The sequence below is a fragment of the Pseudomonas sp. B21-010 genome, assembly GCF_024749325.1.
GTDB lineage: Bacteria > Pseudomonadota > Gammaproteobacteria > Pseudomonadales > Pseudomonadaceae > Aquipseudomonas > Aquipseudomonas kilonensis.
The window spans coordinates 2,314,846-2,337,492 of the sequence record NZ_CP087198.1 but is presented as its reverse complement, the minus strand read 5'-3'; the positions used below and the strand labels follow the sequence as shown (position 1 = coordinate 2,337,492).

Below are 22,647 nucleotides of genomic sequence, written 5' to 3'. Positions count from 1 at the left end.
GACTCCCGCAGCCCTGTCAGACTGCTCAGAAACATGTCTCGGCCCGATAAGCTCAGATTGCCGGACAGCCAGAAACGCCCTAGATTGACCCCCTCCAGGAAGGCCAACGAGAACGCTGCACCATGCAAATTGCCAGATCGATACTCGCCGGGACTTTTTTCCTGGTCTGCGGGACGCCCGTAGGCTTTGCCCAGGAGCGCATTGAAGATACGGTCAATGCCGTCATCCAGCCCTTGATGAAGCAACAGGACATCGCCGGCATGGCCGTGGCGATCACCTACAACGGTCAACGCCATTACTTCAACTACGGTGTGGCCTCCAAGGACACGAAAAAGCCGGTCACCGACGAGACCCTCTTCGAAATCGGCTCGATCAGCAAGACCTTCACCGCCACCCTTGGCGCCTATGCCCAAGCCCAGGGCAAGCTGTCCCTGGCCGACCCGGCCAGTCGCTTCGCCCCCGAGCTGCGTGGCAGCGCCTTCGACGGCATCAGCCTGCTCAACCTCGCCACCTATACCGCCGGTGGCCTGCCGTTGCAGTTCCCCACCGAGGCGGACCATCCGGACCGGATGTTCAGTTATTACACGACCTGGAAGCCGCGCTACCCGGCCGGCACCCAGCGGCTCTATTCAAACCCGAGCATCGGCCTGTACGGCTATCTGGCAGCCCGCAGCCTGGCGCGGCCATTTGACGAGGTGATGGAGCGCACGCTGATGCCAGGGCTGGGCCTCAAGCACAGCTATGTGCGGGTGCCGCAGGATCAGTCGGGCCGATACGCCCAAGGCTATGCAAAAGACGGCAAGCCCGTCCGGGTCGGGCCGGGTGCCTTGGACTCCGAGGCCTACGGGGTGAAAACCAGCTCATCGGACCTGATGCGTTTCCTCGAGGCCAACCTGCGACCTGAAAAACTGGACGCGGATTTGAAGCAAGCGATTGCCACGACGCATACAGGTTTCTACAAGGTTGGCGGGATGAATCAGGGGCTGGGCTGGGAGTTCTACCCCGCTCCGTTCACCTTGGATGAGCTGCTCGCTGGTAATACACCGCAAATGGCCCTGCCCCCACAAAAAGTCGAACCGCTCAACCCGCCCCATCCAGCACCGGACGGCGCCTGGATCAACAAGACAGGATCTACCAACGGTTTCGGCGCGTACGCGGCGTTCGTGCCCGGAAAGGACATGGGGATCGTCATGCTAGCCAACAAAAACTACCCGAATGAAGAACGGGTGAAAGCGGCGCATCGGATCCTGATGGCGTTGGACGGCCAATAACTCATGTCGCCTCGGGGTGATGAGTTTCCCTGTGGCGAGGGAGCTTGCTCCCGCTGGGCCTGTAGGAGCTGCCGAAGGCTCGGGCCGCGTTCGGACGATCTTTTGATCTTGATCTTTCGCTCTCGACTCAATTGTCTGGGACAAGATCGCAGCCTCGTTGCACTCGACAGCTCCTACGGCGCAGCCCAGCGGGAGCAAGCTCCCTCACCACAAGGGCCTCGGCGCTAGCGGGAGTCAATCATCCAGCGGCTTCGCCGGCCCCGCCGGCTTGACTGCCTTGCCAGCCTTGGCGCCTTTCGCATCCTTGGTCGGTGCAGGCTCCGGCGCGGGTGGCGGGGCTGGAGGTGTCGCTTCTTTTTCTGCCGCAGGCAGTTTATCGACGGCATCGAAGAGGTCTTTCAGTTCGATCGCCCCGGAATGCTCAAGCTTCTTTTCCCCGTCCTTGCCCACCAGGATGATCTTGGTCTGCGCTCCGGCTCCCAGCTTCAGCGAGCGAATCAACGCCATGGTGCTTTGCGGATCCAGATCCTTGCCATCGCGCTGCCCAATGGTATTGAGCACGGTATAGAGCACCATGTTGCGCTCGGAAAAGCCCTGCTTGCCTGCCGGCTCATCCAAGGCCTTTTTCAGGCTCACCCAGGAAGGGTCGACCGTACTGGGCGCGATGACCACAAGAGGACGTGACTTGCCTGCGTCCGCCAACAGCGGCGAGTCGCCATCGGCAGCGAACAGGGGGCCGGCGATGGCCAGCAAGGTAGCGAAGGTCAACGACCGAATGAGCATGCGCCTCTCCTTTTGATATTTACGCTGTACTGATTGCACAGGGCGGCGATTGTTCCGCGAGAGTCGCTCAATACTGCGCCTGCCTGACTTGAAGCTTAGGCCAGGGGGGTCATTGCGCAACCGCAAGGAGAGTGCCGAAGTCGGGAGAGACTATTGTGGGAGCGAGCTTGCTCGCGATAGCGTCATGACGGCCAACATCGAGTCGACTGACACACCGTTATCGCGAGCAAGCTCGCTCCCACACTATTGGACTTGAGGTGACCCGTTCTAGAACGCCAGCTTGAACCCGATCATCGCCAGCATCACCGCCAGGCACGGGCGCAGCAGTTCGTCGGAGATGCGTCCCGACAAGTGACTGCCCAGGTAGATCCCCGGCAACGAACCGATCAACAGGAAACCCAGGATGTGCCAGTCCATGTTGCCCATGCTCGCATGGCCCAGGCCAGCCACCAGGGTCAGCGGCACGGCGTGGGCGATCTCGGTGCCCACCAGGCGCTTGGTGACCAGGAACGGGTAGAGGATGAACAGCGCGACAGTGCCCAGCGCGCCAGCGCCGATGGAGGTCAAGGCGACCATCGTACCCAGCACGAGGCCAGTGATGACCGTCAACACATTGAGGCGCGAACCGGAGGGGTTGTAGTGGCCGCCAGCGCGGTCGTGGGCAAATTGCAGCAGGCGCTTCTTGAACAGGATCGCCAGGGCGGTGGCGAACAACACAAAGCCCAAGGCTTGCTTGATCACCGCGTTCATGGCGTCGGGGGAGCTGTGCAGGCTACTGAGGAACCATAGCGTCAAGCCGACCGCCGGCACGCTGCCCAACGTCAGCCAGCCGGTGATCGCCCAATCGATGTTGCGATTTTTTGCATGAACCAGGACACCGCCAGACTTGGTAATGGCTGCGTACAGCAAGTCCGTACCCACCGCCGTCGCAGGGTTGATACCAAACCACAACAGGATCGGGGTCATCAGCGAACCACCGCCGACGCCGGTCATCCCAACAATGAAGCCGACCACCAATCCTGCAACGACTAAACCGACATTACCGAAATCCATTAAACCCGTCTCAGCACGACCGCATGAAAAATCTGGCCGCGAGCATAGCGATTTTTCTTATAACCCCCTATATCGATGTGATCTATCTTTATTCCTTTTCCGTCACTTCACTGAACCGGCAGGAAGTTGAGGAACAGCAGGCTCTGGGCGTAATTCAAGCCGATCCGTCGGTAACGCTCGTCGAGCATCTGGGTCAGCAGGTCCAATCGGGCGACGATTTTTCCGAACTCCACGGCGAAACTCAGGTTGCTGCCCTCCTCCGAAATCTCATTGGAAAACAGCAACAGCTTGCCATCCTTGTTCTGCCGCTGGCTCAGCAGCCAGGTGGCTTTTTCGATATTGCGCGCCGCGTTGCTGACAAAACGCGGGTCGATGGTGTCGGTCATGTAGAACTCGAGGCGATTGCCGTGCGCGGTGACCAGCATGCTGCCGATGGCATAGATGAACGCCCCGACCCGATCGCCGAGAAACTCCGGGCTCATGGCGTAGCTCAGGGCCGCCAGGTCCTTCTTGCCACCCAGGGTCGGCAAGGGCTGTTGCTGCTCGATGGCCATGCGCACCTGTTTTTCCGCAGTGCGGGCATCGAGAAAACCGGACTTGCGCAGTTCCTCGGGGTTGCGCAGGTACAGCTTGTTCATCAGCAGATAGAGGCTTTGCAGGTTGTCGTGCATCGACAACGTGGCCATGCGATCGACGCTGGTCTGCAAGAACTCCTGGGGCCTGGCGTTGCTGAACTGCGTGACCATGTCCTGCCCCTGCTGATGGCTACAGCCGCCGCTGAACAGCATCGACACACCGACCAACAATGCCAGGCAGCAGCGGCGCAATCTCGTCACAGAATAAAAAACACCGGCCATCGAATCTCGGTCTGGGCATGGGGAAGCGATGGGGGGTCGTCGCTTCCAGGCCATGGATAGAGCGGCAAAAGTCACAAAAGTGCAGTGCCTGGAGAAAACCCTCGGCCCTCAGCAACGACTAAATCATGCAATTAGTCTTACTTTTTAATTGATAAATCTCTATTTATGGCTATAAATCCCTTCTCATCCATCAAATAGAAAGACTACTAACCAGAAAAACCTTCAGCGCTGTCCGACCAGTAGCGGACTCGCCCCGCGTTCAAAACAACAACAAAACAACAGGAAGGAAGGTCATACCATGCTTGAATCCAGACAACTGCTCACGGCCCTCGGAGTGTCTCTGATGATCGCCACCTCGGCTTCCCACGCTGCCGGCCTGACTAACGAACACGGTGCGTTCGGCAAGACCGACGACGGCACGGCCGTGGAAAAATTCGTGCTGCGCAACAGTCACGGCATGGAGGCCACGGTCATCACCTACGGCGGCATCCTCCAGTCATTGAGCGTGCCGGACAAAAACGGCAAGGCCGCCGACATCGTGCTCGGCTTCGACGACGTGCAGGGTTACCAGAAGAACGGCAGCGTGTATTTCGGCGCGACCATCGGCCGCTTCGGCAATCGCCTGGCCGACGGCGCCTTCGAGCTGGACGGCAAGCGTTACCAGGTGCCGCAGAACGACCATGGCAATTCCTTGCACGGCGGGCCGCAAGGGTTCGACAAGCGCGTCTGGAAGGCCCAGCCGCACAATGCCAAGGACTCGGTGGGCGTCACCCTGACCTACTTGTCACCCGATGGCGAGATGGGTTTCCCCGGTGCACTGAAGACCGACGTCACTTACAGCCTCAACGAACAGAACGAGTTGCGCATCGAGTACAAGGCCACCACCGACAAGCCCACAGTGCTGAACCTGACCAACCACAGCTATTTCAACCTGGCCGGGGCGGGCAACGGCGACATACTCGAGCAGCTCGCGACCCTGCACGCGGCCCATTACACACCGGTCACCGGCAAGCTCATTCCCACCGGCGAACTGGCCCCCGTGGCCGGCACACCGATGGACTTCACTCAACCCACCGCCATCGGCACCCATATCAAGGCCGATCACCCACAACTCAAATTCGCCGAACCGAAACAAGGCGGCTTCGATTTCAACTGGGCACTGGACGCCAAGGGCGACGTGAACAAACTGGCCGCCGAAGTGTATGACACAGACTCCGGACGCCGCCTGCAGCTCTACACCACCGAGCCTGGCGTGCAGTTCTACACCAGCAACTTCCTCGACGGCACCGTCAAGGGCAAGCAAGGCAAGGTCTATCCGCATTGGGGCGCGTTCACCCTGGAAACCCAGCATTACCCTGACTCGCCCAACCAGCCGAACTTCCCCTCGACGCGGCTTGATCCGGGCCAGACCTACACCCAGACCATGGTGTTGAAGTTCTCCGCAAAATAGAAAAGCTGCGCAACACCCGTAGGAGCTGACGAGCGAAGCGAGGCTGCGATCTTTCCCCAGGCAATTGAGTCTGGGGCGAAAGATCGAAAGATCAAAAGATCATCCGAACGCGGCCCGAGCCTTCGCCAGCTCCTACGACTATCCTGCTGTCCATTGGATTATCGATCAGCACAACAGGAGAAAGGCATGAGGACGCTGGAATTGGCGGGTGTGTCCGTACCGGTCATTGGCCAGGGCACCTGGCGCATGGGTGAGGAACCGTCTCACCACAAGAAAGAAGTGGCTGCCCTGCGATTGGGAGTCGAATTGGGCATGACCCTGATCGACACGGCGGAGATGTATGCCGAAGGCGGTGCCGAGACCGTCGTTGGCGAAGCGATCACCGGTCTGCGGGACCAGGTTTTCCTGGTGAGCAAAGTCTACCCTCACAACGCCAGTCGCAAAGGCATTCCCCTGGCCTGTGAACGCAGTCTGCGGCGGCTCGACACCGATTACATCGACCTTTATCTGTTGCACTGGCGCGGCCAATACCCGCTGGCCGAAACCGTCGAAGCCTTCGAGCGGCTGCGCGAAGAAGGCAAGATCGGCCGTTGGGGCGTCTCGAACTTCGATGTGGCTGACCTCGAAGAGCTGGCCGCGCCGGCCTGCGCGACCAACCAGGTGCTGTATAACCTGCAGGAACGCGGCATCGAATTCGACCTGCTGCCCTGGTGCCAGCGCCAGTCCATGCCCGTCATGGCCTACTGCCCGGTCGGCCAGGGCGGGCACCTGCTCAAGGATCACACCCTGGGACAGATCGCCGAACGCCACCGCGCCACACCGGCGCAGATAGCACTGGCCTGGCTGTTGCGCCAGAACAATGTGATTGCCATTCCCAAGGCCGTGAAGCCTGAGCATGTGCGTTTGAATGCCGAAGCGGCCAACCTCAAGCTGGAACCGCAGGACCTGGCAGCCCTCGACCTGATATTTCCCCAGCCCCAGGGCAAGCAGCGGTTGGCGATGGTCTAAAGACCCACTCAACCTCAGGGATTCACACTGACTTGTGGCAAGGGAGTTTATCTGTGGGAGCAAGGCTTGCCCGCGATGAAGACGACGCGGTGTCCTGGGGGAACGAGGCGTCCGTATCGCGGGCAAGCCTTGCTCCCACAGGGGATAAACCCAGGGAATTTCAGAACAACCCCATCTGCCCGCCCACCAACGTCGAGAAATCATCGTCCACAAACGGCAGGATCGCATCCGCCACCGGCTGTAGCTGTTTGGTCACGTAGTGGTCGTAATCGATTGACGCGCTGCGGATTTCCAGCGGCTCGGGGCCGGCAACGGTGATGACGTAGCTGATCCAGCCGCCATTCTGGTATTGCCGCGGCCGGCCCTGACGCTGGTTGAACTCATCAGCCAACCGCGCGGCCCGCACATGGGGTGGGACGTTGCGCTCATAGTCTTCCAGCGGCCGACGCAGGCGCTTGCGGTAGACCAACCGTTCATCGAACGCACCGGACAGGGTCTGCTGCACATAATCGCGCACATAATCCTGATAGGGCTTTCGGTGGAAGATCCGCCCGTACAGCTCCTGCTGGAATTGCCGGGCCAGCGGCGACCAGTCGGTGCGCACGGTTTCCAGGCCCTTGTAGACAATTTCGTCGCTGCCATCGGCACGGGTTACCAATCCGGCGTAGCGTTTTTTGCTGCCCTCCTCGGCGCCGCGGATAGTCGGCATCAGAAAGCGCTTGAAATGCGTTTCGAACTGCAGCTCCAGCGCACTCTCCAGCCCGAACTCATCACGCACCTGCTCACGCCACCATTGGTTGACGTGGGCCACCAACTCGCGACCGATCCTGGCCGCTTCCTCCTGGCCATGGGCACGGCGCAACCAGACGAACGTGGAATCGGTATCGCCATAGATCACCACATGCCCCTGGGCTTCGATCAACTGGCGGGTGTGCTGCATGATCTGGTGACCACGCAGGGTGATGGACGAGGCCAGGCGCGTGTCGAAGAAACGGCAGCCACTGGAACCGAGCACGCCATAAAAGGCGTTCATGATGATTTTCAACGCTTGGGACAGCGGCGCATTGTGCTCGCGCTTGGCGGTTTCCCGGCCTTCGGAGATCCGCGCCACGATGGCCGGCAGGCAATGTCGAGTACGGGAGAAGCGCGCCCCGCGAAAGCCTGGCACCGATTCCTGGTCATCCGGGTGGCGCAGCCCTTCGATCAAGCCCACCGGGTCAATCAGGAAGGTGCGGATGATCGATGGGTACAGGCTCTTGTAGTCCAGCACCAGCACCGACTCGTAGAGGCCCGGTTGGGAGTCCATGACAAACCCACCCGGGCTGGCCTCGGGCGGGCGCTGGCCCAGGTTGGGTGCAACAAACCCTTGGCGATGCATCAGCGGCATGTACAGGTGCGTGAAGGCCGCCACCGAGCCCCCGCTGCGGTCTGCCGGCAGACCGGTGACGCTGGCCCGCTCCAAGAGGAACTTGAGCAGCTCGGTCTTGGCGAAGATCCGCGTCACCAGTTCACAGTCCTTGAGGTTGTAGCGGGCCAGGGCCGGCTTGTCCTCGGCGAACATGCGATTGATCTCGTCCATGCGCTGGTACGGGTTATCGATGGACTTGCCCTCCCCCAGCAGCGTCTGGGCGACGTTTTCCAGGCTGAACGAGGGGAAACTCCAGGTCGCCGAACGCAGGGACTCGATACCGTCGATGATCAACCGGCCAGCGGCCGAGGCGAAGAAGTGATTCTTGCGCGCGCCGTGCTCGCGCCATTGCATCTCTTCGCCACCACGCCCCAGGCGCAACGGCACCGCCAGGCGCCGGGCGTGTTCATGCAACACCCGCAGGTCGAACTGCACCAGGTTCCAGCCGATGATAGCGTCAGGGTCGAAACGGGCGAGCCAGTCGTTGAGTTTTTTCAGCAACACCGTGCGTGATTCGCAGTATTCCAGCTGGAAATCCACGCCACTATCGTCGCCATTGGGCGGCCCGAGCATGTAGACCTGGCGCTCGCCGCAACCCTCCAGGGCGATGGAATACAATTCGCCCTGGGCGGTGGTTTCGATGTCCAGGGACACCAGGCGCAATGGTGGACGGTATTCGGGCGCCGGTTTCATCTGGGCATCGACCAGCAGGCCATCGGCGGCCGGCGTACCGCCAAACCAGACCGGGGCGGTGATGAAGCGCTCCATCAGGTAGCGCTCCGGCGGCCGGATGTCCGCCTCGAACACCTCCACACCGGCGCGGCGCAAGGTGCTGTCCAGGCGCATCAGTTGGGCGTGTTGCTGGCAATACAGCCCCAGCACCGGACGATGCTCGAAATCCAGCAGGTCCAGGGGGCGTAGTTCTACCTCCTTCTCCCCTTGCAACAAGGCTTCGAGCTGGCCGCGCTGGATCTGCGGCACAAAGGCCACCGACGTTTGCACGGGCAGGCGCACGCGCCGGGGACCGGCGTCGGTCGCCAGCCAGAACTCGACTTCGGTGCCGGCCGGGGTATCGCGCCAATGCCGGGTCAGGACGAAGCCCTGCTGTAAATCCACCGCTGCAACCTCGAATTCTACGTAGGCGACGATTCTACCCTGTGGCGAGGGGATTTATTCCCTTGTGGGGGCAAGGCTTTTGTGGGAGCAAGGCTTGCCCGCGATGCGGTTCAACTGCTAGACCGCGTCATCGTTCATCGCGAGCAAGCTTTGCTCCCACAGGATTGCTCCCACAGAGAGACGCCCCTCGCCACAAAGGTGGATGACATCACATCGAAGGAGAATTTCCGGGCAATGACGCTTTTGGACGACTGGCCGCCGCTTTACCGCTTGCTCTGCGCCGTTGGGTCTACGATGCTTTAACAACCAGCAAAAACAACACCCGAGGCCCCCCATGAAAACCGTCGCGCAGTTGCTCCGGATAAAAGACGAGAAGAACCAGCAAGTGCACACCATCTCACCGGACGACATGGTATTGCAGGCCCTGATGCGCATGGCCGAGAAGAACGTCGGTGCCTTGCTGGTGGTGAAGAACGATGAAGTGCTGGGGATCATCAGCGAGCGCGACTATGCCCGCAAAATGGTCTTGCGCGGGCGCTCATCGGTGGGCACGAAGGTCAGTGACATCATGGTCTCCCCCGTGATCACCATCGACCCTCACCAGAACGTCGAGACCTGCCTGAGCATCATGACCGAAAAACACCTGCGGCATTTGCCAGTGGTAGAGGACGGCAAACTGGTCGGCCTGCTGTCCATCGGCGACCTGGTCAAGGAAGCCATCGCCGAACAGGCCGATCTGATCAAACAACTGGAGCAATACATTCGCGGGGAATGATCCGTTCGGCCGGGTTGCTCATTCTCAAGGCACTTCTATATTGAAGGGGTTGTTCCTGCGAGCATCCCGATGGCCGACACCGACCGACTGATCATTTGTGAACATTGCGATGCGGTGTACGAGCCGGTGGTGCTCCTCCCGCATCAGAAATCTTCGTGCGTGCGCTGCCACGCGGTGATCCAGCGCTACAACGGCCTGACCATCGAGCAGCGCCTGGCCTTGAGCGTGACGGCCGCGGTGCTGTGGGCCTTCGCCAACATCTACCCGATCATGAGCATCCGCCTCCAGGGCCTGAGCAACAGCGCGACGTTATGGGATTCCATCGTGGCGCTGAGCCAGGGGCCGATCACCTTCATCGCCCTGGTGACAGCGGTGGCGATCATCATTGCACCGGCCTTTCAATTGGCGCTTCTGCTCTGGGTACTGGGCCATGCCTACCTCCAGCGGCGGGCACCGGGGTTCAACCTGTGCATGCGCAGCCTGGAAACCCTGCGGCCCTGGAGCATGCTGGAAGTGTGCCTGCTGGGCGCGCTGGTGGCGGTGATCAAGCTCGCCGGCCTGCTGGACGTGCTCCCGGGCATCGGCCTGTTCGCCCTGGCGGCCTTGAGCCTGCTGATGATCCGCATTGCCGGGCGCGATGTCCGCGACCTGTGGGACAGCCTGTGAACGGCCAGCCGCTGGACACCCCGCCAGAGGCCCGCGACCTGGACCTGTGCCTGTGCCACAGCTGCGGCCTGGCCTGCGACATGACCGACGAGCCCCAGACCTGCCCCCGCTGCGACGCCGCCCTGCATCGACGCAAACCCGACGCCATCACCCGCACCTGGGCCTACATGCTGGCCGCGCTGGTGTTCTACATCCCGGCCAACCTGCTGCCGGTCATGAATACCCAGATGCTCGGCGAGGGTGCCGACAGCACCATCATCAGCGGCGTCATCGAGTTCTGGCAAAGTGGCGCCTGGGACATCGCCCTGATTATCTTCATCGCCAGCATCGCGGTGCCCGGCATCAAGTTCGTGGTGCTGACCCTGTTGCTGGTGACCGCACAGCGGCGCAGCACCTGGGCCCAGGTCCAGCGGGCGAAGCTGTACCGGTTGGTGGAAGTCATCGGCTACTGGTCGATGCTCGATGTGCTGGTGGTGGCCCTGGTGGCGGCCCTGGTCAAGTTCCAGGCATTGAGCGACATCGAACCACGACCGGGCATCCTGTTCTTCGGCCTCGTGGTGCTGTTCACCATGCTGTCGGCCATGAGTTTCGATCCCCGGCTGATCTGGGATACCCAACCATCCGAGGAGGTCATGGATGAAGTCGCAAGCCACTGACGGGCAGCAACCCGCACCCGGCCGCGCCCACGTCACCACCCGCCGCTGGACGGTATCGCTGGTGTGGATCGTGCCGATCATCGCGGTGCTGGTGGGCATTTCCCTGGTGGTCCACAACTGGCTGCAGGAAGGCCCGACCATCACCATCACCTTCAAGACCGGCCAGGGCCTTACCGCCAACAAGACCCAGGTGAAATATCGCAACGTGGTCATCGGCCAGGTCACCGACGTGCAACTGAGCGAGGACCAGAAGAACGTCACCGCCACGGTCAAGCTCGCCAAGACAGCCGACACCTTCACTCACGAAGACTCGGTGTTCTGGGTCGTACGGCCACGCATCGGGGCCGGCGGTATCTCGGGGATCGACACCTTGCTGTCGGGGGATTTCATCGGCGCCGACGCCGGCCAGTCGAAAGTGCGTGCCAAGTCCTTCACGGGCCTGGAGAACCCGCCCCCCATCACCTACGGCGAACCGGGCAAGCGCTTCACCCTGCACTCCCAGGACCTCGGCTCGCTGGACATCGGCTCGCCGGTGTACCTGCGCAAGATCCCGGTGGGCCAAGTGGTGTCCTACGCCCTGGACGCCGAGGGCAAAGGCGTCAACATCGACGTGTTCGTCAACGCGCCCAACGATGTGTACGTCACCGAAAACACCCGGTTCTGGAACGTCAGCGGCGTGGACGTGAACGTCGGCGCCAATGGTTTCGCGGTCAAGACCGAATCGCTCTCGGCCCTGCTGCTGGGCGGCATTGCGTTTCGGGCGCCGGAGTACAGCCCCAACGACGTTCCCGCCAGCGAGGACAAGACCTACGAGCTGTTTGCCGACCAGCAGAGCGCCCTCGCCCCGCCCGATGGCAAGGCGCAATACCTGGCCCTGCGCTTCGATCAGGCACTGCGCGGCTTGCGCGTCGGTGCGCCGGTGGAGTTCCTCGGGGTGGAAGTCGGCAGGGTGGTCGCCATCCATCTGGATTTCGATGAGAAACAGCGCAGCTTTCCGGTCAATGTCGGCGTGGTGATCTACCCGCAACGCCTGGGCAAGGCCCATGAAAAACTGCTCAAGTCGCTCAATCACAATCCAGACGACGAAGCCGCTGGCGCCCGCCTGATCGGCAGCTTCGTCGAGCGAGGCCTGCGCGCCCAGGCCCGCAGCGGCAACCTGCTGACCGGGCAGTTGTACATCTCGCTGGATTTCTACCCCAAGGCGGAAAAAGTCGCCTTCGACCCAAGCGCCCGGCCCGTGCGTATTCCGACCATCCCGGGCAGCCTCCAGCAACTGCAGGAACAACTGCAGGCGATGATCGAGCGGATCAACAAACTGCCACTGGAGAGCATTGCCGGCAACCTGGATGGCAACCTGGTGGAGCTGCGCAAAGGCCTGACCCAGTTCAACAGCAAGACCCTGCCGGGCGTACAAAGTACCTTGCATGACGTCAGCAAGACCCTGCAATCGGCCAACTCGACCCTGGCCGAAGATTCACCGCAGCGCGAACAACTGACCCAGACCCTGGACGACCTGGGGCGCATGTCGCGCTCGCTGCGCGAACTGTCGGACTACCTGAGCCGCCATCCCGAATCGCTGCTTCGCGGCCGTCCCAAGGACGCACCGGCGCAGAACCTCACATTGCCGGTGAAAGAATGATCACAGGAGCGCGCCCCATGCCACTCACGCTGAAACTCACCCTGGTTGCCGTGGCATTGCTGCTCGGCGCCTGCCGCAGCGATCCGATCCACTACCACACTCTGAGCCCGGCTCAACCGGCAGGCCAATCGCGCTCCAGCGTGGACATCCAGATCGAACAGGTCAGCGTCCCACCCCAGGTGGATCGCACCCAGATGGTCATTCGCCAGGGCAACAGCGGGTTGGCGATCCTGGAAACCGAATGGTGGGGCGCCAGTCTGGCCGATGAACTGCACAGTAGCCTGGACGAACAACTGAGCAACCCTGGCGCACCGAAATCATTGCTGCGGGTAGACGTGCAACGCTTCGACTCGATCCCTGGCCGCTATGCCCGCATGGATGTGCAATGGCGCCTGCGCAACCTGGGCAACGACGCCCGCCCCCTCACGTGCCGCAGCAGCCTGCAGACACCGGCAGGCGCCAGTATCGACGAGCTGGTGACGGCGCATCAGGAGAATGTCCGGCAATTTGTCGACCTCGTTGAGCAGGCGGCTGCACGCAAAGCCTGTCCTTGACCCTGTAGGAGCTGCCGAAGGCTGCGATCTTTTGATCTTTCGCTTGAGACTCAAGCGTCAGGGGAAAGATCGCAGCCTCGCTTCGCTCGACAGCTCCTACAATGGCCAATGCAGCGACAGCACCGGCGCCACGCGTGGATGGCGGTCGATGCGTTCCAACAATTCGTAGAACGCCGGACGGGCGCTCAGCATTGCCTCCCGCGTGTTTCTCCACTTCGTGATCACGGCCGCCAGGATATCCAGCGCCCCCGGTTCCTCACCGCCTAGAAAAGGTCGGGCCGGGAACTGGTCGGCAAACAACGCCCAGTTGCGATACAGCCGTTGCTGCGTGCCGGATATCAATCGCTGCCGAGTCGCTTCGTCCGCCTCATCCAGCCAGCGTTCCGGAAAATCGATAATGCCGATGGGCGTGTAGCAATTTGCCGCGATGTAGACCAGGCCCCGTATGGCTTGCGCACGCTGGGCCGGGTCTTGCGGGAGCAGCTTCGATGCGGGGAAGGTCAACCCGAGGTGAATCAGGATCGCCGCCGCTTCTGTCAGCACCGAGCCATCCGGCAACTGCAGGGTCGGCACCTGCTTCAGAGGGTTGAGTGCCTCGAGCTCTTTTGCCGCATCGTTGTCTTGCGTCGAATAGGCATCGACCCGCCGATAAGCCACCTCACAAAGACACAGGGCAACCTCCACCGCCGAAGAACCGGATTGCCTGCAACCGAATAACTGATACATGAACGTACCTCCTGCATAAGCGTTATGCCGGTAGAGCCCGCCAGCCCCTCAGTGTTCCATCAAGCTGACCGGTAGCGGGCCAACGAGCTATCACTGCCGTCGATGTTCACCATCATGTCAATGAAGTTCTCTTGATGATCGCCCGGGACAACAATGGCCCCACACAAACCACTGCACCCCCGGAGCACACCATCATGAAACGCCAAGTCATCCTCAGCCTCGCTTTCTCCGTACTGGCCGCCAACGTATTTGCCGCCTCCTCCCAACCCGTCGTCGCCGAAGGCGGTTCTGATCGCCTGATCGAAAACCGCGTCGCTGAAGGCGGTGCCGATCGCTTGCTGGAACGTCGTGTCGCTGAGGGTGGCTCCGACCGCCTGATCGAAAACCGCGTCGCTGAAGGCGGTGCCGATCGCTTGCTGGAACGTCGTGTCGCTGAAGGTGGCTCCGACCGCCTGATCGAAAACCGCGTCGCTGAAGGCGGTGCCGATCGCCTGCTGGAACGTCGTGTCGCTGAGGGTGGCTCCGACCGCCTGATCGAAAACCGCGTCGCTGAAGGCGGTGCCGATCGCTTGCTGGAACGTCGTGTCGCTGAGGGTGGCTCTGATCGCCTGATCGAAAACCACGCATGAGTTGCTTGAATGCAACAAATGATCGGCAACACACCTCGTGGCGAGGGAGCTTGCTCCCGCTCGGGCGCGCAGCGGCCGCAACAATCATCAAGCCGCTGCGCAGTCCACCCGACACACCGCTTGAGACTGATCCAGCACCAAACCCATCCCCCTAAAAGCCCGGCCTCATCCACCGGGCTTTTTCACGCGCCAACGCCTGGCTAACGCCCCGACGCCCGCGCCATGCATCGCTGATAACGCTCATCCACCCGCTTGGCAAACCATGCCGTGGTCAGCTTGCGCGTGATCTTCGGGCTCTTGAGCACGATCCCCGGCAATACCGCCCGTGGCAACGCCTTGCCCTCGGCCTTGTCAGCCAGTTCGAACACACGCTTGTAGAGCTTGCTGTCCTCGAACGCCAGACTGTCACCCTGCTCCAGTTGATCGCGGATGGTCGGGTTGCGCATTCCCAACGACTTGCCCAGCGTGCGCACCGCCAGTTCCGTGCTGCCTGGCATGATGGAATCATGGGCAATCAGATCGCCGTCCAGCGCCAGGGAAATGCCCGACGCTACACTCACCGCATGCTGGAAAGCTGCGTTGCGGCTGGCGTACCACCCGGCATTGAAATCGGCAAAACGATACAACGGCTCGGTGTAGCTCACCGGATAACCCAGTAAATGCGCGATGCCGAAATACATCCCGCCACGACGGCTGAACACTTCGCGACGAATCGAGCCCTCCACCGTATAGGGATAATTGCGCGCATTGGCCTGGGCAAACGCGATGCTGACCTGCATAGGCCCACCCGTGTGCACCGGATTGAAACCGCCGAACAGGGTCTTGCCCAGCGGCACCATGCCGATGAAATCATCGAAAATCCCGCTCAGCTCTTTCTCGCTACGCGCCGCATTGAGCCGATCGCTGTAGCTTTTGCCGTTGGGCGAACGCACCTGGAGGGCACCACTGACCAACAACTCCGGAATGTGCACCTTCGCCGCACGGCGGTTGATCTCCTGACGAGCGATCTTGCCCAGCCCCGGCACTGGCGGATCGGATTGGAACGTCGACTCCTGTTCGGTCACCGCCAGGACAGCACAGATGTTCTGCGTCGTAGAGGCAATCTGCTGGGCCGCAAAGGCCACGTAGATGTCAGTCGCCCAGCCTTCGCGATCCACAGTCTTGGCCGGCAACAACTGCACGATCTGCTTCTTGACCTCAGCAGGCTGACGCTCAGGCTCCTGCGCCTGACGGCTGCCGCAACCGGCCAAGGCCAGCAGCGCAGCAAGGCTGATCATCAATCGGTTGAATTGCATGGTGCTCCATCGAGTTCGTTATTCCGGAGCAACCATACGATCAAAAGTGGATGCGGGCTATGCCCAATGTGGGAGCGAGCTTGCTCGCGATGGCGGCGGCACGGGCAACGCTGATGCAAGCTGATCCACCGCTATCGCGAGCAAGCTCGCTCCCACAGGAGAATGGTGGCGTGCCTGGATTTCCCAGCCACCCCAAAAACCAATGTGGGAGCGAGCTTGCTCGCGATGACGGCGGCAGGGGCAACGCTGATGCAAGCCGATCCACCGCTATCGCGAGCAAGCTCGCTCCCACAGGAGAATGGTGGCGTGCCTGGATTTCCCAGCCACCCCAGCGGGATCAGATTCCGCTCAGCGCCAGGTCCATGGCAAAGTAGGTAAAGATCAGGTCTGCCCCCGCCCGCTTGATTGCGCCAAGACTCTCGCGTACCACGCGGGCTTCGTCGATGGCACCAGCCTGGGCGGCGAACTTGATCATCGCGTATTCCCCACTGACCTGATAAGCCGACAGCGGCAGGTTCGAAGCCTGGCGAATGTCGCGGATGATATCGAGGTAGGCGCCGGCCGGTTTGACCATCAGCGCATCGGCACCTTCCTGCTCGTCGAGCAAGGATTCGCGCAGAGCTTCGCGGCGGTTCATCGGGTTCATCTGGTAGCTCTTGCGGTCGCCTTTCAACGCGCTGCCGCCGGCCTCGCGGAACGGGCCATAGAGTGCCGAGGCGAACTTGGTGGAGTAGGCCATGATTGCCGTCTGGCTGAAGCCGGCTTCATCCAGGGCCCGGCGAATCGCCTGGACCTGCCCGTCCATGGCCGCCGATGGCGCGATTACATCGGCACCGGCGCGGGCCGCCGCCACGGCTTGCTTGCCCAGGTTGACCAGGGTCCGATCGTTGTCCACTTCATCGCCGTGGAGGACGCCGCAATGACCATGATCGGTGTACTCACAGAAGCAGGTGTCGGACATCACGATCATCTCCGGCACCGCGTCCTTGCAGATCCCGGCCATGCGCGACACCAGGCCGCGCTCGCTCCAGGTATCGCTGCCGTCGTTGTCCAGGTGATGGGACACACCAAAGGTCATCACCGACTTGATGCCGGCACGGGCATAGCGCTCGATCTCGCCGGCCAGCTTCGATTCAGGAATGCGTACCACGCCGGGCATGCTCTTGATCGGCACAAAATCATCGATTTCTTCTTCGACAAAAATCGGCAGCACCAGGTCGTTCAAGGTGAACTCGGTTTCCTGGAACAGGCTGCGCAGGCTTGCATTGCGGCGCAGACGGCGTGGACGTGCTTCGGGGAACTGGCTGGACATGGGACTCCTGGGCTGAAATGGGTGCTCGATCACATAGAACAAAAGCTTATGCCCTGGCCGGCCAGGGCACAAACGTCGGCTGGAAAACAGAGCGTTACCGGCCAGGCAATAATCTACTCACAAGGTCAGCGAGCCATTGATGCACGTCAGCCGGTGGCTTGTAATCGAATCGGCGAGTCGTCGGGTGACTCATTCCGGAATCTTCAACCCGCGCGCCACAGCCGGTCGAGCCAGGAAGCGTTCCAGTACCCGGGTCACATTGGGGAAATTCTGGATACCGACCAAATCACCGGCCTCGTAAAAGCCGATCAAGTTGCGCACCCAGGGGAATGTGGCGATATCAGCGATGGTGTAGCGCTCGCCCATGATCCAGTCCCGCCCTTGCAGACGACCATCGAGCACCTTGAGCAGGCGCTTGCTTTCCTCGACGTAGCGATCGCGCGGCCGCTTGTCCTCGTAGTCCTTGCCGGCGAACTTGTTGAAGAATCCCAACTGCCCGAACATCGGCCCGATGCCGCCCATCTGGAACATCAGCCACTGGATCGTCTCGTAGCGCGCCGCCGACTCTTGGGCCAACAGTTGCCCACTCTTGTCCGCCAGATAAATCAGGATCGCCCCCGACTCGAACAACGCCAACGGCTGGTCACCCGGCCCATGGGGGTCGAGAATCGCCGGGATCTTGTTGTTGGGGTTCAGGGAAAGGAACTCGGGCGACAGCTGGTCGTTGCTGCCAAAGTCCACTTTGTGGGGCTCGTACGGCAGGCCGATCTCTTCCAGCATGATCGAGACCTTCACGCCGTTGGGGGTGGGCAGGGAGTAGAGCTGGATCCACTCAGGGTATTGGGCGGGCCATTTCTCGGTGATGGGGAATGGGGTCAAGTCGGGCATGGGGTCGGCTCGGAAATGAAGGAAAGCCCGAGGATAATCCAAGATGTACGGGACGGCATCACTGCCCGTCACGGAATTCACATCGGCCCTTCTTAAATCCGCAACATCCTGTCGCTAACATTCGCCCTACCTCCCCACAGGAGGCCTTACAGTGCACCGGGACCAGCCAGGATCGAACCAAAGGGCTTGAAAAGACTCTGAGCAATGCCCCCGAGGATTCAACGCGGCGTAACGACAGGGAAACCACCCGAGGCCAACCGCTTCGCGGTGCCAAGGTGTGTCAGCCTGACTCAAGAGTGCTGAAGAAAAACTATTCGATGATGAACCCACTGAATTTCGCCAGACGCTTCAAACACCGTTCGTGGCTGCTGCTGCCGACGCTGCTTGTGGTCTGTGGCCTGGGGTTGGCGCTGGAATCGAGCATCAGCCGCGCCCAACCAGCCGACGGCGTGCAGACCCTGGTGTTCCTGCGTCATGCCGAGAAACCCGCCGGTGGCCTGGGCCAGCTCAACTGCCAGGGTCTCAACCGCGCCATCGACCTGGCCACCCTGCTGCCGGAAAAATTCGGCAAGGCCGACTACGTGTTCGCGGCCAACCCGACCCGCAATGTCGAAGAGGGTGAGCTGGACAATTCCTATAGCTATATTCGCCCGCTGATGACCATCAGCCCCAGCGCCATCAAGCTCGGGTTGCCGGTGAACATCAATTATTCGGCCAACGACACCAGCGACCTGGCTGACGAACTGCTGCACGACAAGTACCACAACGCCACCATCTATACCGCCTGGTCCCATGGCTACCTGCCGGAGCTGATCAACAAGGTCGCCGGCGAGGCCGTGGGCAAGAAGCAGACCATTACCGATGACTGGGCGTCAGGCGATTTTGATTCGCTGTACGTGCTGACCCTGACCTGGCACAACGGCAAGGCCAGCCTCACCAGCCGGAGCTACAAGCAGGGCTTGGACAATGGCAAGGAAGCCTGTCCGACCTGATATCAGTCGCTATTTCCCTTTGTGGGAGCGAGCTTGCTCGCGATAGCGTCAGACCCATTGATATTGATGTGACTCAAACACCGCTATCGCGAGCAAGCTCGCTCCCACAGGGATTGACAGTGGATATCAAACCTGTGGTAACCCGCCCCGGGCCGCCCGCTCACGCAGATATTCCAGCACCGCCGCCTGCTCCCCCGAAAACTCGATCCGCAAGCCCTTCTTTTCCCGCTGGAACACGTACATAGGGTCGTAATACTCGCGCAGCAAGCCTTCGATCCAACCGCGATGCAAATCGACGGCGCCGCTGTTGGCCTGCTCGGCCAGGGCGGTTTCCAGGATGTTCATCAAGCGCCGGTGACGGTCGCCGCCCAGGCGCTTGTGGATGTTGTCCAGGCTTGCCAGCAATCGCTCGGAAAACAGCGAGAAACCTTCGTCGCCATGTACGGCGACAAATTCCGCACACAGGTCGATGACGTAATCCTGCAGGATCCGCTCGACCCGATGCTCCAGGCTGTCTTCCAGCCAGACCATCGGAACCTGCTGCATGCGCTGGTACAAAGGCAGCGGCAAGGCACAACTGCCGACCGCACGGCTCTCATCTTCAAGCACGAATTGTTCGATGCCGCTGGCGCGTTTTTTCAGCACATCCACGGCCAGGCGATTTTCAAAATCGATGTTGGAAGGCTGGCCGGTGGCGCGTTTGCCGAAGCTGGAACCGCGATGGTTGGCATAACCTTCCAGATCCAGGCTGTTGCTCAGTTGGCCCAGCGCTTCGGTCTTGCCGGTGCCGGTCATGCCGCCCAGCAGCACCAGGTCGCACTGGGCAACCGCCTGCTCGATCGTGTCCAGCAAGAAGGTGCGCATGGCCTTGTAGCCACCGCCGACCCTGGGATAATCAATGCCCGCTTCGTCCTTGAGCCATTGCTGGACGATCTGCGAACGCAAGCCGCCGCGAAAGCAATACAGCACACCGTCGGGATGGGTCTTGGCGAACTCGGCCCAGGCCTGGATGCGTTGTGCCTTGATTTCACCGGACACCAGTTGATGCCCCAGAACAATGGCGGCCTGCTGCCCCTGCTGCTTGTAGCAGGTACCGACGCGTTGCCGCTCGCTGTCGGTCATCAGCGGCAAATTGACCACGCCGGGGAAGGCCCCCTTGATGAATTCGATCGGGGCGCGTGTGTCCATCATCGGCCGGTCATTGAGGAAGATGTCGCGGTAATCGGTGATGTCATGGCTCATCAAGACACCTCGACCGCGTAACTCTGTCGCTCGACCAGTTCGCCGATAGGTTCCAGCACCAGCCCGAGTTCAACGGCAACCCGCAGGAACTCGCCCTCGCCTTCAGGGGTGACGGCAATCAGCAGGCCGCCGCTGGTCTGCGGGTCGCACAGCACGCGCTTGTGCAGTTCCTGGACTCGACCGACCTTGCTCGCGTAGCTGTCGTAGTTGCGCAGCGTACCGCCCGGCACACACCCCTGGTCGAGGTAGTACTCGACGCCCGGCAGGCGCGGCACCGCGTCATAGCGGATGCGCGCGGTCAGTTGGCTGCCGTCGGCCATTTCCACCAGATGCCCGAGCAGGCCGAAACCGGTGACGTCGGTCATTGCCGTCACCCCGTCGAGCTTGCCGAAGCGGCTGCCAGGTTTGTTGAGGGTGCACATCCAGTCACGGGCCAGGCCGACGTCGGCGGCGCGCAGCTTGCCTTTCTTTTCCGCCGTGGTGAGGATGCCGATGCCCAAGGGTTTGGTCAGGTACAGGCGGCAACCGGCGGTGGCCGTGTCGTTGCGTTTCATATGGCGCTTTTGCACCAGGCCTGTGACCGCCAGGCCGAAAATCGGCTCAGGCGCGTCGATCGAATGCCCACCGGCCAGGGGAATACCGGCCTCATCGCACACGGAACGACCGCCGCGAATCACTTCCCGGGCAATTTCCGGGGCCAATACGTTGACTGGCCAGCCGAGAATAGCAATGGCCATCAGCGGGTCACCGCCCATGGCATAGATATCGCTGATGGCGTTGGTGGCAGCGATGCGACCGAAATCGAAAGGATCATCGACAATCGGCATGAAGAAGTCAGTGGTCGAGACCACCCCGCGCTCCTCGTCGATGGCGTACACCGCAGCATCGTCCCGGGACGCATTGCCGACCCACAAATTGGGATCAAGGTTCTGCGCACCGCTGCCGGCCAGGATCACTTCCAGTACCTGGGGCGAAATCTTGCAGCCGCAACCGGCACCGTGGCTGTACTGGGTCAGGCGAATCGGCTCGCTCATGGGCATACCTCTGGTCAGTCAAGATGGCCGATTCTATCAGCAACGCCAGCGACTCAGTGCCGCGTCGAGCACAGGCTCCTGCGACACGTTGGTGCCGCTTCACGCGATGGTGCCGAATTCGGTGCACCGAGCCTGACCAACAAGACAGGAATAAAGCCTGGACCCCATGCATTTAAAGCCACTGCGAAAAATTGGTACGACATGTGCAAACGTTTGCGCAATCGATCGTACCCAGCGGATCGATGGCTTTTTTTCAACCACGGACCCCGGGCGTCGGCCCGCACGAACAAGGACTTTCCATGCACTGCACTTCCCAGTGTCGCGCTACACCTGGCGTATTGGCAGCCGCCCTGCTACTGATCGCCGTTACCGGACTACTCAGCACCACGACCCAAGCCCAAACCGCCGAGGCGTCCGCCCAGGGCGAAGCCCTCAGCCCCGAGGCCACCCCCTCGAAAAAAGGCGCCTACCTGTCGGACTGGTACAACCAGGACCTGACGCTCATCGGCAGCAAGGACATCAGCTTCGGTCCGCAACCGGTCGACGATGTCTATCTGGAATATGAATACTTCGGACGCAAGGGGCCCTTCGAGCTCTATGGCTACGTCGATATTCCAAAGATCTTCAATATTGGCAACAGTCATGACAAAGGGGTGTGGGACCACGGTTCCCCGGTGTTCATGGAGCACGAACCGCGTATTTCCATCGACTACCTGGCCGGCCGCAGCCTGGCCATCGGGCCGTTCAAGGAATGGTATGTGGCGTTCGACTGGATCTACGATCACGGCAGCAACAGCGCCAATCGCGCGAACACCTTGTACAGCGGCCTGGGCACTGACATCGACACCCACTCAAGGGTCAACCTGTCGGCCAACTTCTATGGCCGTTATCAGTGGGAAAACTATGGCGCCAGCAATGAATACTCCTGGGACGGCTACCGCGCCCAGCTCAAATACATCGTGCCGATCAGCCAGTTCAGCAACGGCGCCTCGCTGACGTACATCGGCTTCACCAACTTCGATTTCGGTTCGGACCTGCACAAGGACAACCCCGCCCGCACCGCCAATGCCACGGTTGCCACCAACGTCCTGCTGTATTCGTTCACGCACCTGCGCTTTACGCTGGTGGGCCGCTACTTTCACAACGGCGGCAACTGGCAGGACGGCAGTGAGCTTAACTTTGGCGACGGCAACTTCCGCGCCCGCTCCGATGGCTGGGGATACTACGCCGGGGTTGGCTATCAATTCTGAGCACACCGTAGAAGCACCACTTCGAATCCATGGAGGTCACGAA

The 22,647-nt window shown here is 61.1% G+C and carries 21 protein-coding genes; 11 read left to right on the top strand and 10 right to left on the bottom strand.

Annotated elements, in window-relative coordinates; translation table 11 throughout:
* The first annotated feature begins 122 nt into the window (after positions 1-122).
* Entirely contained in the window at positions 123-1,271 is a 1,149-nt protein-coding gene (ampC, locus tag LOY50_RS10460) for a class C beta-lactamase (RefSeq protein WP_258690794.1), read from the top strand.
* 234 nt (positions 1,272-1,505) lie between these two features.
* Here ampC and LOY50_RS10455 read toward each other — a convergent pair whose 3' ends face one another.
* The 3 genes from LOY50_RS10455 to LOY50_RS10445 all read right to left on the bottom strand — a co-directional run bounded on the left by LOY50_RS10455 (position 1,506) and on the right by LOY50_RS10445 (position 3,964).
* Entirely contained in the window at positions 1,506-2,054 is a 549-nt protein-coding gene (locus tag LOY50_RS10455) for a DUF4174 domain-containing protein (RefSeq protein WP_214509349.1), read from the bottom strand.
* A gap of 267 nt (positions 2,055-2,321) precedes the next feature.
* Entirely contained in the window at positions 2,322-3,107 is a 786-nt protein-coding gene (locus tag LOY50_RS10450) for a sulfite exporter TauE/SafE family protein (protein ID WP_057447799.1), read from the bottom strand.
* Between the two features lie 107 nt (positions 3,108-3,214).
* Positions 3,215-3,964, bottom strand: a complete 750-nt coding sequence (locus LOY50_RS10445; protein WP_003200082.1) for a hypothetical protein — start codon at positions 3,962-3,964, stop codon at positions 3,215-3,217.
* A 298-nt stretch (positions 3,965-4,262) separates the two neighbouring features.
* On the opposite strand from LOY50_RS10445, the gene LOY50_RS10440 reads away from it, so the two are divergent.
* Positions 4,263-5,414, top strand: coding sequence for an aldose epimerase family protein (locus LOY50_RS10440; protein WP_258690793.1), 1,152 nt, complete (start codon positions 4,263-4,265; stop codon positions 5,412-5,414).
* A gap of 186 nt (positions 5,415-5,600) precedes the next feature.
* Positions 5,601-6,422 carry an aldo/keto reductase gene (locus LOY50_RS10435; protein ID WP_258690792.1) on the top strand — a complete coding sequence of 274 codons (822 nt, stop codon included), beginning with the start codon at positions 5,601-5,603 and terminating at the stop codon, positions 6,420-6,422.
* Between the two features lie 160 nt (positions 6,423-6,582).
* Here the strand turns inward: LOY50_RS10435 and LOY50_RS10430 are convergent, their stop codons facing one another.
* Complete coding sequence (locus LOY50_RS10430) at positions 6,583-8,946, bottom strand: DNA polymerase II (RefSeq protein ID WP_253473219.1); 2,364 nt, start codon at positions 8,944-8,946, stop codon at positions 6,583-6,585.
* 334 nt (positions 8,947-9,280) lie between these two features.
* Between LOY50_RS10430 and LOY50_RS10425 the strand changes: the two genes are divergently transcribed.
* The 5 genes from LOY50_RS10425 (at position 9,281) to LOY50_RS10405 (ending at position 13,236) form a co-directional block, all read left to right on the top strand.
* On the top strand, positions 9,281-9,721 hold the full coding sequence (locus tag LOY50_RS10425; RefSeq protein ID WP_003200075.1) for a CBS domain-containing protein: 441 nt from the start codon (positions 9,281-9,283) through the stop codon (positions 9,719-9,721).
* 69 nt (positions 9,722-9,790) lie between these two features.
* Positions 9,791-10,387 (top strand): paraquat-inducible protein A, encoded by a 597-nt coding sequence (locus tag LOY50_RS10420; protein WP_214509033.1) that lies wholly within the window; start codon positions 9,791-9,793, stop codon positions 10,385-10,387.
* Positions 10,388-10,398: 11 nt separating this feature from the next.
* A complete protein-coding gene (locus tag LOY50_RS10415) occupies positions 10,399-11,043 on the top strand; it encodes a paraquat-inducible protein A (protein ID WP_027912575.1) in 645 nt (214 codons plus the stop codon).
* Entirely contained in the window at positions 11,024-12,682 is a 1,659-nt protein-coding gene (locus LOY50_RS10410) for an intermembrane transport protein PqiB (RefSeq protein WP_214509032.1), read from the top strand. The genes LOY50_RS10415 and LOY50_RS10410 overlap by 20 nt, the downstream gene beginning before the upstream one ends.
* A gap of 17 nt (positions 12,683-12,699) precedes the next feature.
* Positions 12,700-13,236, top strand: a complete 537-nt coding sequence (locus tag LOY50_RS10405) for a membrane integrity-associated transporter subunit PqiC (RefSeq protein WP_258690791.1) — start codon at positions 12,700-12,702, stop codon at positions 13,234-13,236.
* 96 nt (positions 13,237-13,332) lie between these two features.
* On the opposite strand, the gene LOY50_RS10400 is transcribed toward LOY50_RS10405, so the two are convergent.
* Positions 13,333-13,962 carry a glutathione S-transferase family protein gene (locus tag LOY50_RS10400; protein ID WP_258690790.1) on the bottom strand — a complete coding sequence of 210 codons (630 nt, stop codon included), beginning with the start codon at positions 13,960-13,962 and terminating at the stop codon, positions 13,333-13,335.
* A 194-nt stretch (positions 13,963-14,156) separates the two neighbouring features.
* On the opposite strand from LOY50_RS10400, the gene LOY50_RS10395 reads away from it, so the two are divergent.
* Positions 14,157-14,591 carry a phage infection protein gene (locus LOY50_RS10395; RefSeq protein WP_214509029.1) on the top strand — a complete coding sequence of 145 codons (435 nt, stop codon included), beginning with the start codon at positions 14,157-14,159 and terminating at the stop codon, positions 14,589-14,591.
* A gap of 200 nt (positions 14,592-14,791) precedes the next feature.
* On the opposite strand, the gene LOY50_RS10390 is transcribed toward LOY50_RS10395, so the two are convergent.
* The 3 genes from LOY50_RS10390 to LOY50_RS10380 all read right to left on the bottom strand — a co-directional run bounded on the left by LOY50_RS10390 (position 14,792) and on the right by LOY50_RS10380 (position 18,086).
* The gene (locus LOY50_RS10390; RefSeq protein ID WP_253473205.1) at positions 14,792-15,886 is read right to left on the bottom strand and encodes a DUF1615 domain-containing protein; all 1,095 of its coding nucleotides are present in this window, start codon (positions 15,884-15,886) and stop codon (positions 14,792-14,794) included.
* 337 nt (positions 15,887-16,223) lie between these two features.
* Entirely contained in the window at positions 16,224-17,198 is a 975-nt protein-coding gene (hemB, locus tag LOY50_RS10385; RefSeq protein ID WP_003200059.1) for a porphobilinogen synthase, read from the bottom strand.
* A 189-nt stretch (positions 17,199-17,387) separates the two neighbouring features.
* On the bottom strand, positions 17,388-18,086 hold the full coding sequence (locus LOY50_RS10380) for a glutathione binding-like protein (RefSeq protein ID WP_014339247.1): 699 nt from the start codon (positions 18,084-18,086) through the stop codon (positions 17,388-17,390).
* Between the two features lie 320 nt (positions 18,087-18,406).
* Between LOY50_RS10380 and LOY50_RS10375 the strand changes: the two genes are divergently transcribed.
* Positions 18,407-19,078, top strand: a complete 672-nt coding sequence (locus tag LOY50_RS10375; protein WP_408980861.1) for a histidine phosphatase family protein — start codon at positions 18,407-18,409, stop codon at positions 19,076-19,078.
* Between the two features lie 126 nt (positions 19,079-19,204).
* On the opposite strand, the gene mnmH is transcribed toward LOY50_RS10375, so the two are convergent.
* Positions 19,205-20,320, bottom strand: a complete 1,116-nt coding sequence (gene mnmH, locus LOY50_RS10370) for a tRNA 2-selenouridine(34) synthase MnmH (RefSeq protein ID WP_258690789.1) — start codon at positions 20,318-20,320, stop codon at positions 19,205-19,207.
* Positions 20,320-21,354 carry a selenide, water dikinase SelD gene (gene selD, locus LOY50_RS10365; protein ID WP_253473199.1) on the bottom strand — a complete coding sequence of 345 codons (1,035 nt, stop codon included), beginning with the start codon at positions 21,352-21,354 and terminating at the stop codon, positions 20,320-20,322. The genes mnmH and selD overlap by 1 nt, the downstream gene beginning before the upstream one ends.
* A 299-nt stretch (positions 21,355-21,653) precedes the next feature.
* Here selD and LOY50_RS10360 point away from each other — a divergent pair, with 299 nt between their 5' ends.
* Positions 21,654-22,604 carry a nucleoside-specific channel-forming protein Tsx gene (locus tag LOY50_RS10360; RefSeq protein WP_253473195.1) on the top strand — a complete coding sequence of 317 codons (951 nt, stop codon included), beginning with the start codon at positions 21,654-21,656 and terminating at the stop codon, positions 22,602-22,604.
* Positions 22,605-22,647 lie beyond the last annotated feature (43 nt).

Excerpts from the sequence above, each read along its gene's own strand:
- LOY50_RS10455 (WP_214509349.1), bottom strand. The coding sequence starts at position 2,054 with ATGCTCATTCGGTCGTTGACCTTCGCTACCTTGCTGGCCATCGCCGGC.
- selD (WP_253473199.1), bottom strand. The coding sequence starts at position 21,354 with ATGAGCGAGCCGATTCGCCTGACCCAGTACAGCCACGGTGCCGGTTGC.
- hemB (WP_003200059.1), bottom strand. The coding sequence starts at position 17,198 with ATGTCCAGCCAGTTCCCCGAAGCACGTCCACGCCGTCTGCGCCGCAAT.
- LOY50_RS10390 (WP_253473205.1), bottom strand. The coding sequence starts at position 15,886 with ATGCAATTCAACCGATTGATGATCAGCCTTGCTGCGCTGCTGGCCTTG.
- LOY50_RS10440 (WP_258690793.1), top strand. The coding sequence starts at position 4,263 with ATGCTTGAATCCAGACAACTGCTCACGGCCCTCGGAGTGTCTCTGATG.
- LOY50_RS10420 (WP_214509033.1), top strand. The coding sequence starts at position 9,791 with ATGGCCGACACCGACCGACTGATCATTTGTGAACATTGCGATGCGGTG.
- LOY50_RS10435 (WP_258690792.1), top strand. The coding sequence starts at position 5,601 with ATGAGGACGCTGGAATTGGCGGGTGTGTCCGTACCGGTCATTGGCCAG.
- mnmH (WP_258690789.1), bottom strand. The coding sequence starts at position 20,320 with ATGAGCCATGACATCACCGATTACCGCGACATCTTCCTCAATGACCGG.
- LOY50_RS10395 (WP_214509029.1), top strand. The coding sequence starts at position 14,157 with ATGAAACGCCAAGTCATCCTCAGCCTCGCTTTCTCCGTACTGGCCGCC.
- ampC (WP_258690794.1), top strand. The coding sequence starts at position 123 with ATGCAAATTGCCAGATCGATACTCGCCGGGACTTTTTTCCTGGTCTGC.
- LOY50_RS10375 (WP_408980861.1), top strand. The coding sequence starts at position 18,407 with ATGAACCCACTGAATTTCGCCAGACGCTTCAAACACCGTTCGTGGCTG.
- LOY50_RS10400 (WP_258690790.1), bottom strand. The coding sequence starts at position 13,962 with ATGTATCAGTTATTCGGTTGCAGGCAATCCGGTTCTTCGGCGGTGGAG.
- LOY50_RS10425 (WP_003200075.1), top strand. The coding sequence starts at position 9,281 with ATGAAAACCGTCGCGCAGTTGCTCCGGATAAAAGACGAGAAGAACCAG.
- LOY50_RS10380 (WP_014339247.1), bottom strand. The coding sequence starts at position 18,086 with ATGCCCGACTTGACCCCATTCCCCATCACCGAGAAATGGCCCGCCCAA.
- LOY50_RS10450 (WP_057447799.1), bottom strand. The coding sequence starts at position 3,107 with ATGGATTTCGGTAATGTCGGTTTAGTCGTTGCAGGATTGGTGGTCGGC.
- LOY50_RS10410 (WP_214509032.1), top strand. The coding sequence starts at position 11,024 with ATGAAGTCGCAAGCCACTGACGGGCAGCAACCCGCACCCGGCCGCGCC.
- LOY50_RS10405 (WP_258690791.1), top strand. The coding sequence starts at position 12,700 with ATGCCACTCACGCTGAAACTCACCCTGGTTGCCGTGGCATTGCTGCTC.
- LOY50_RS10360 (WP_253473195.1), top strand. The coding sequence starts at position 21,654 with ATGCACTGCACTTCCCAGTGTCGCGCTACACCTGGCGTATTGGCAGCC.
- LOY50_RS10445 (WP_003200082.1), bottom strand. The coding sequence starts at position 3,964 with ATGGCCGGTGTTTTTTATTCTGTGACGAGATTGCGCCGCTGCTGCCTG.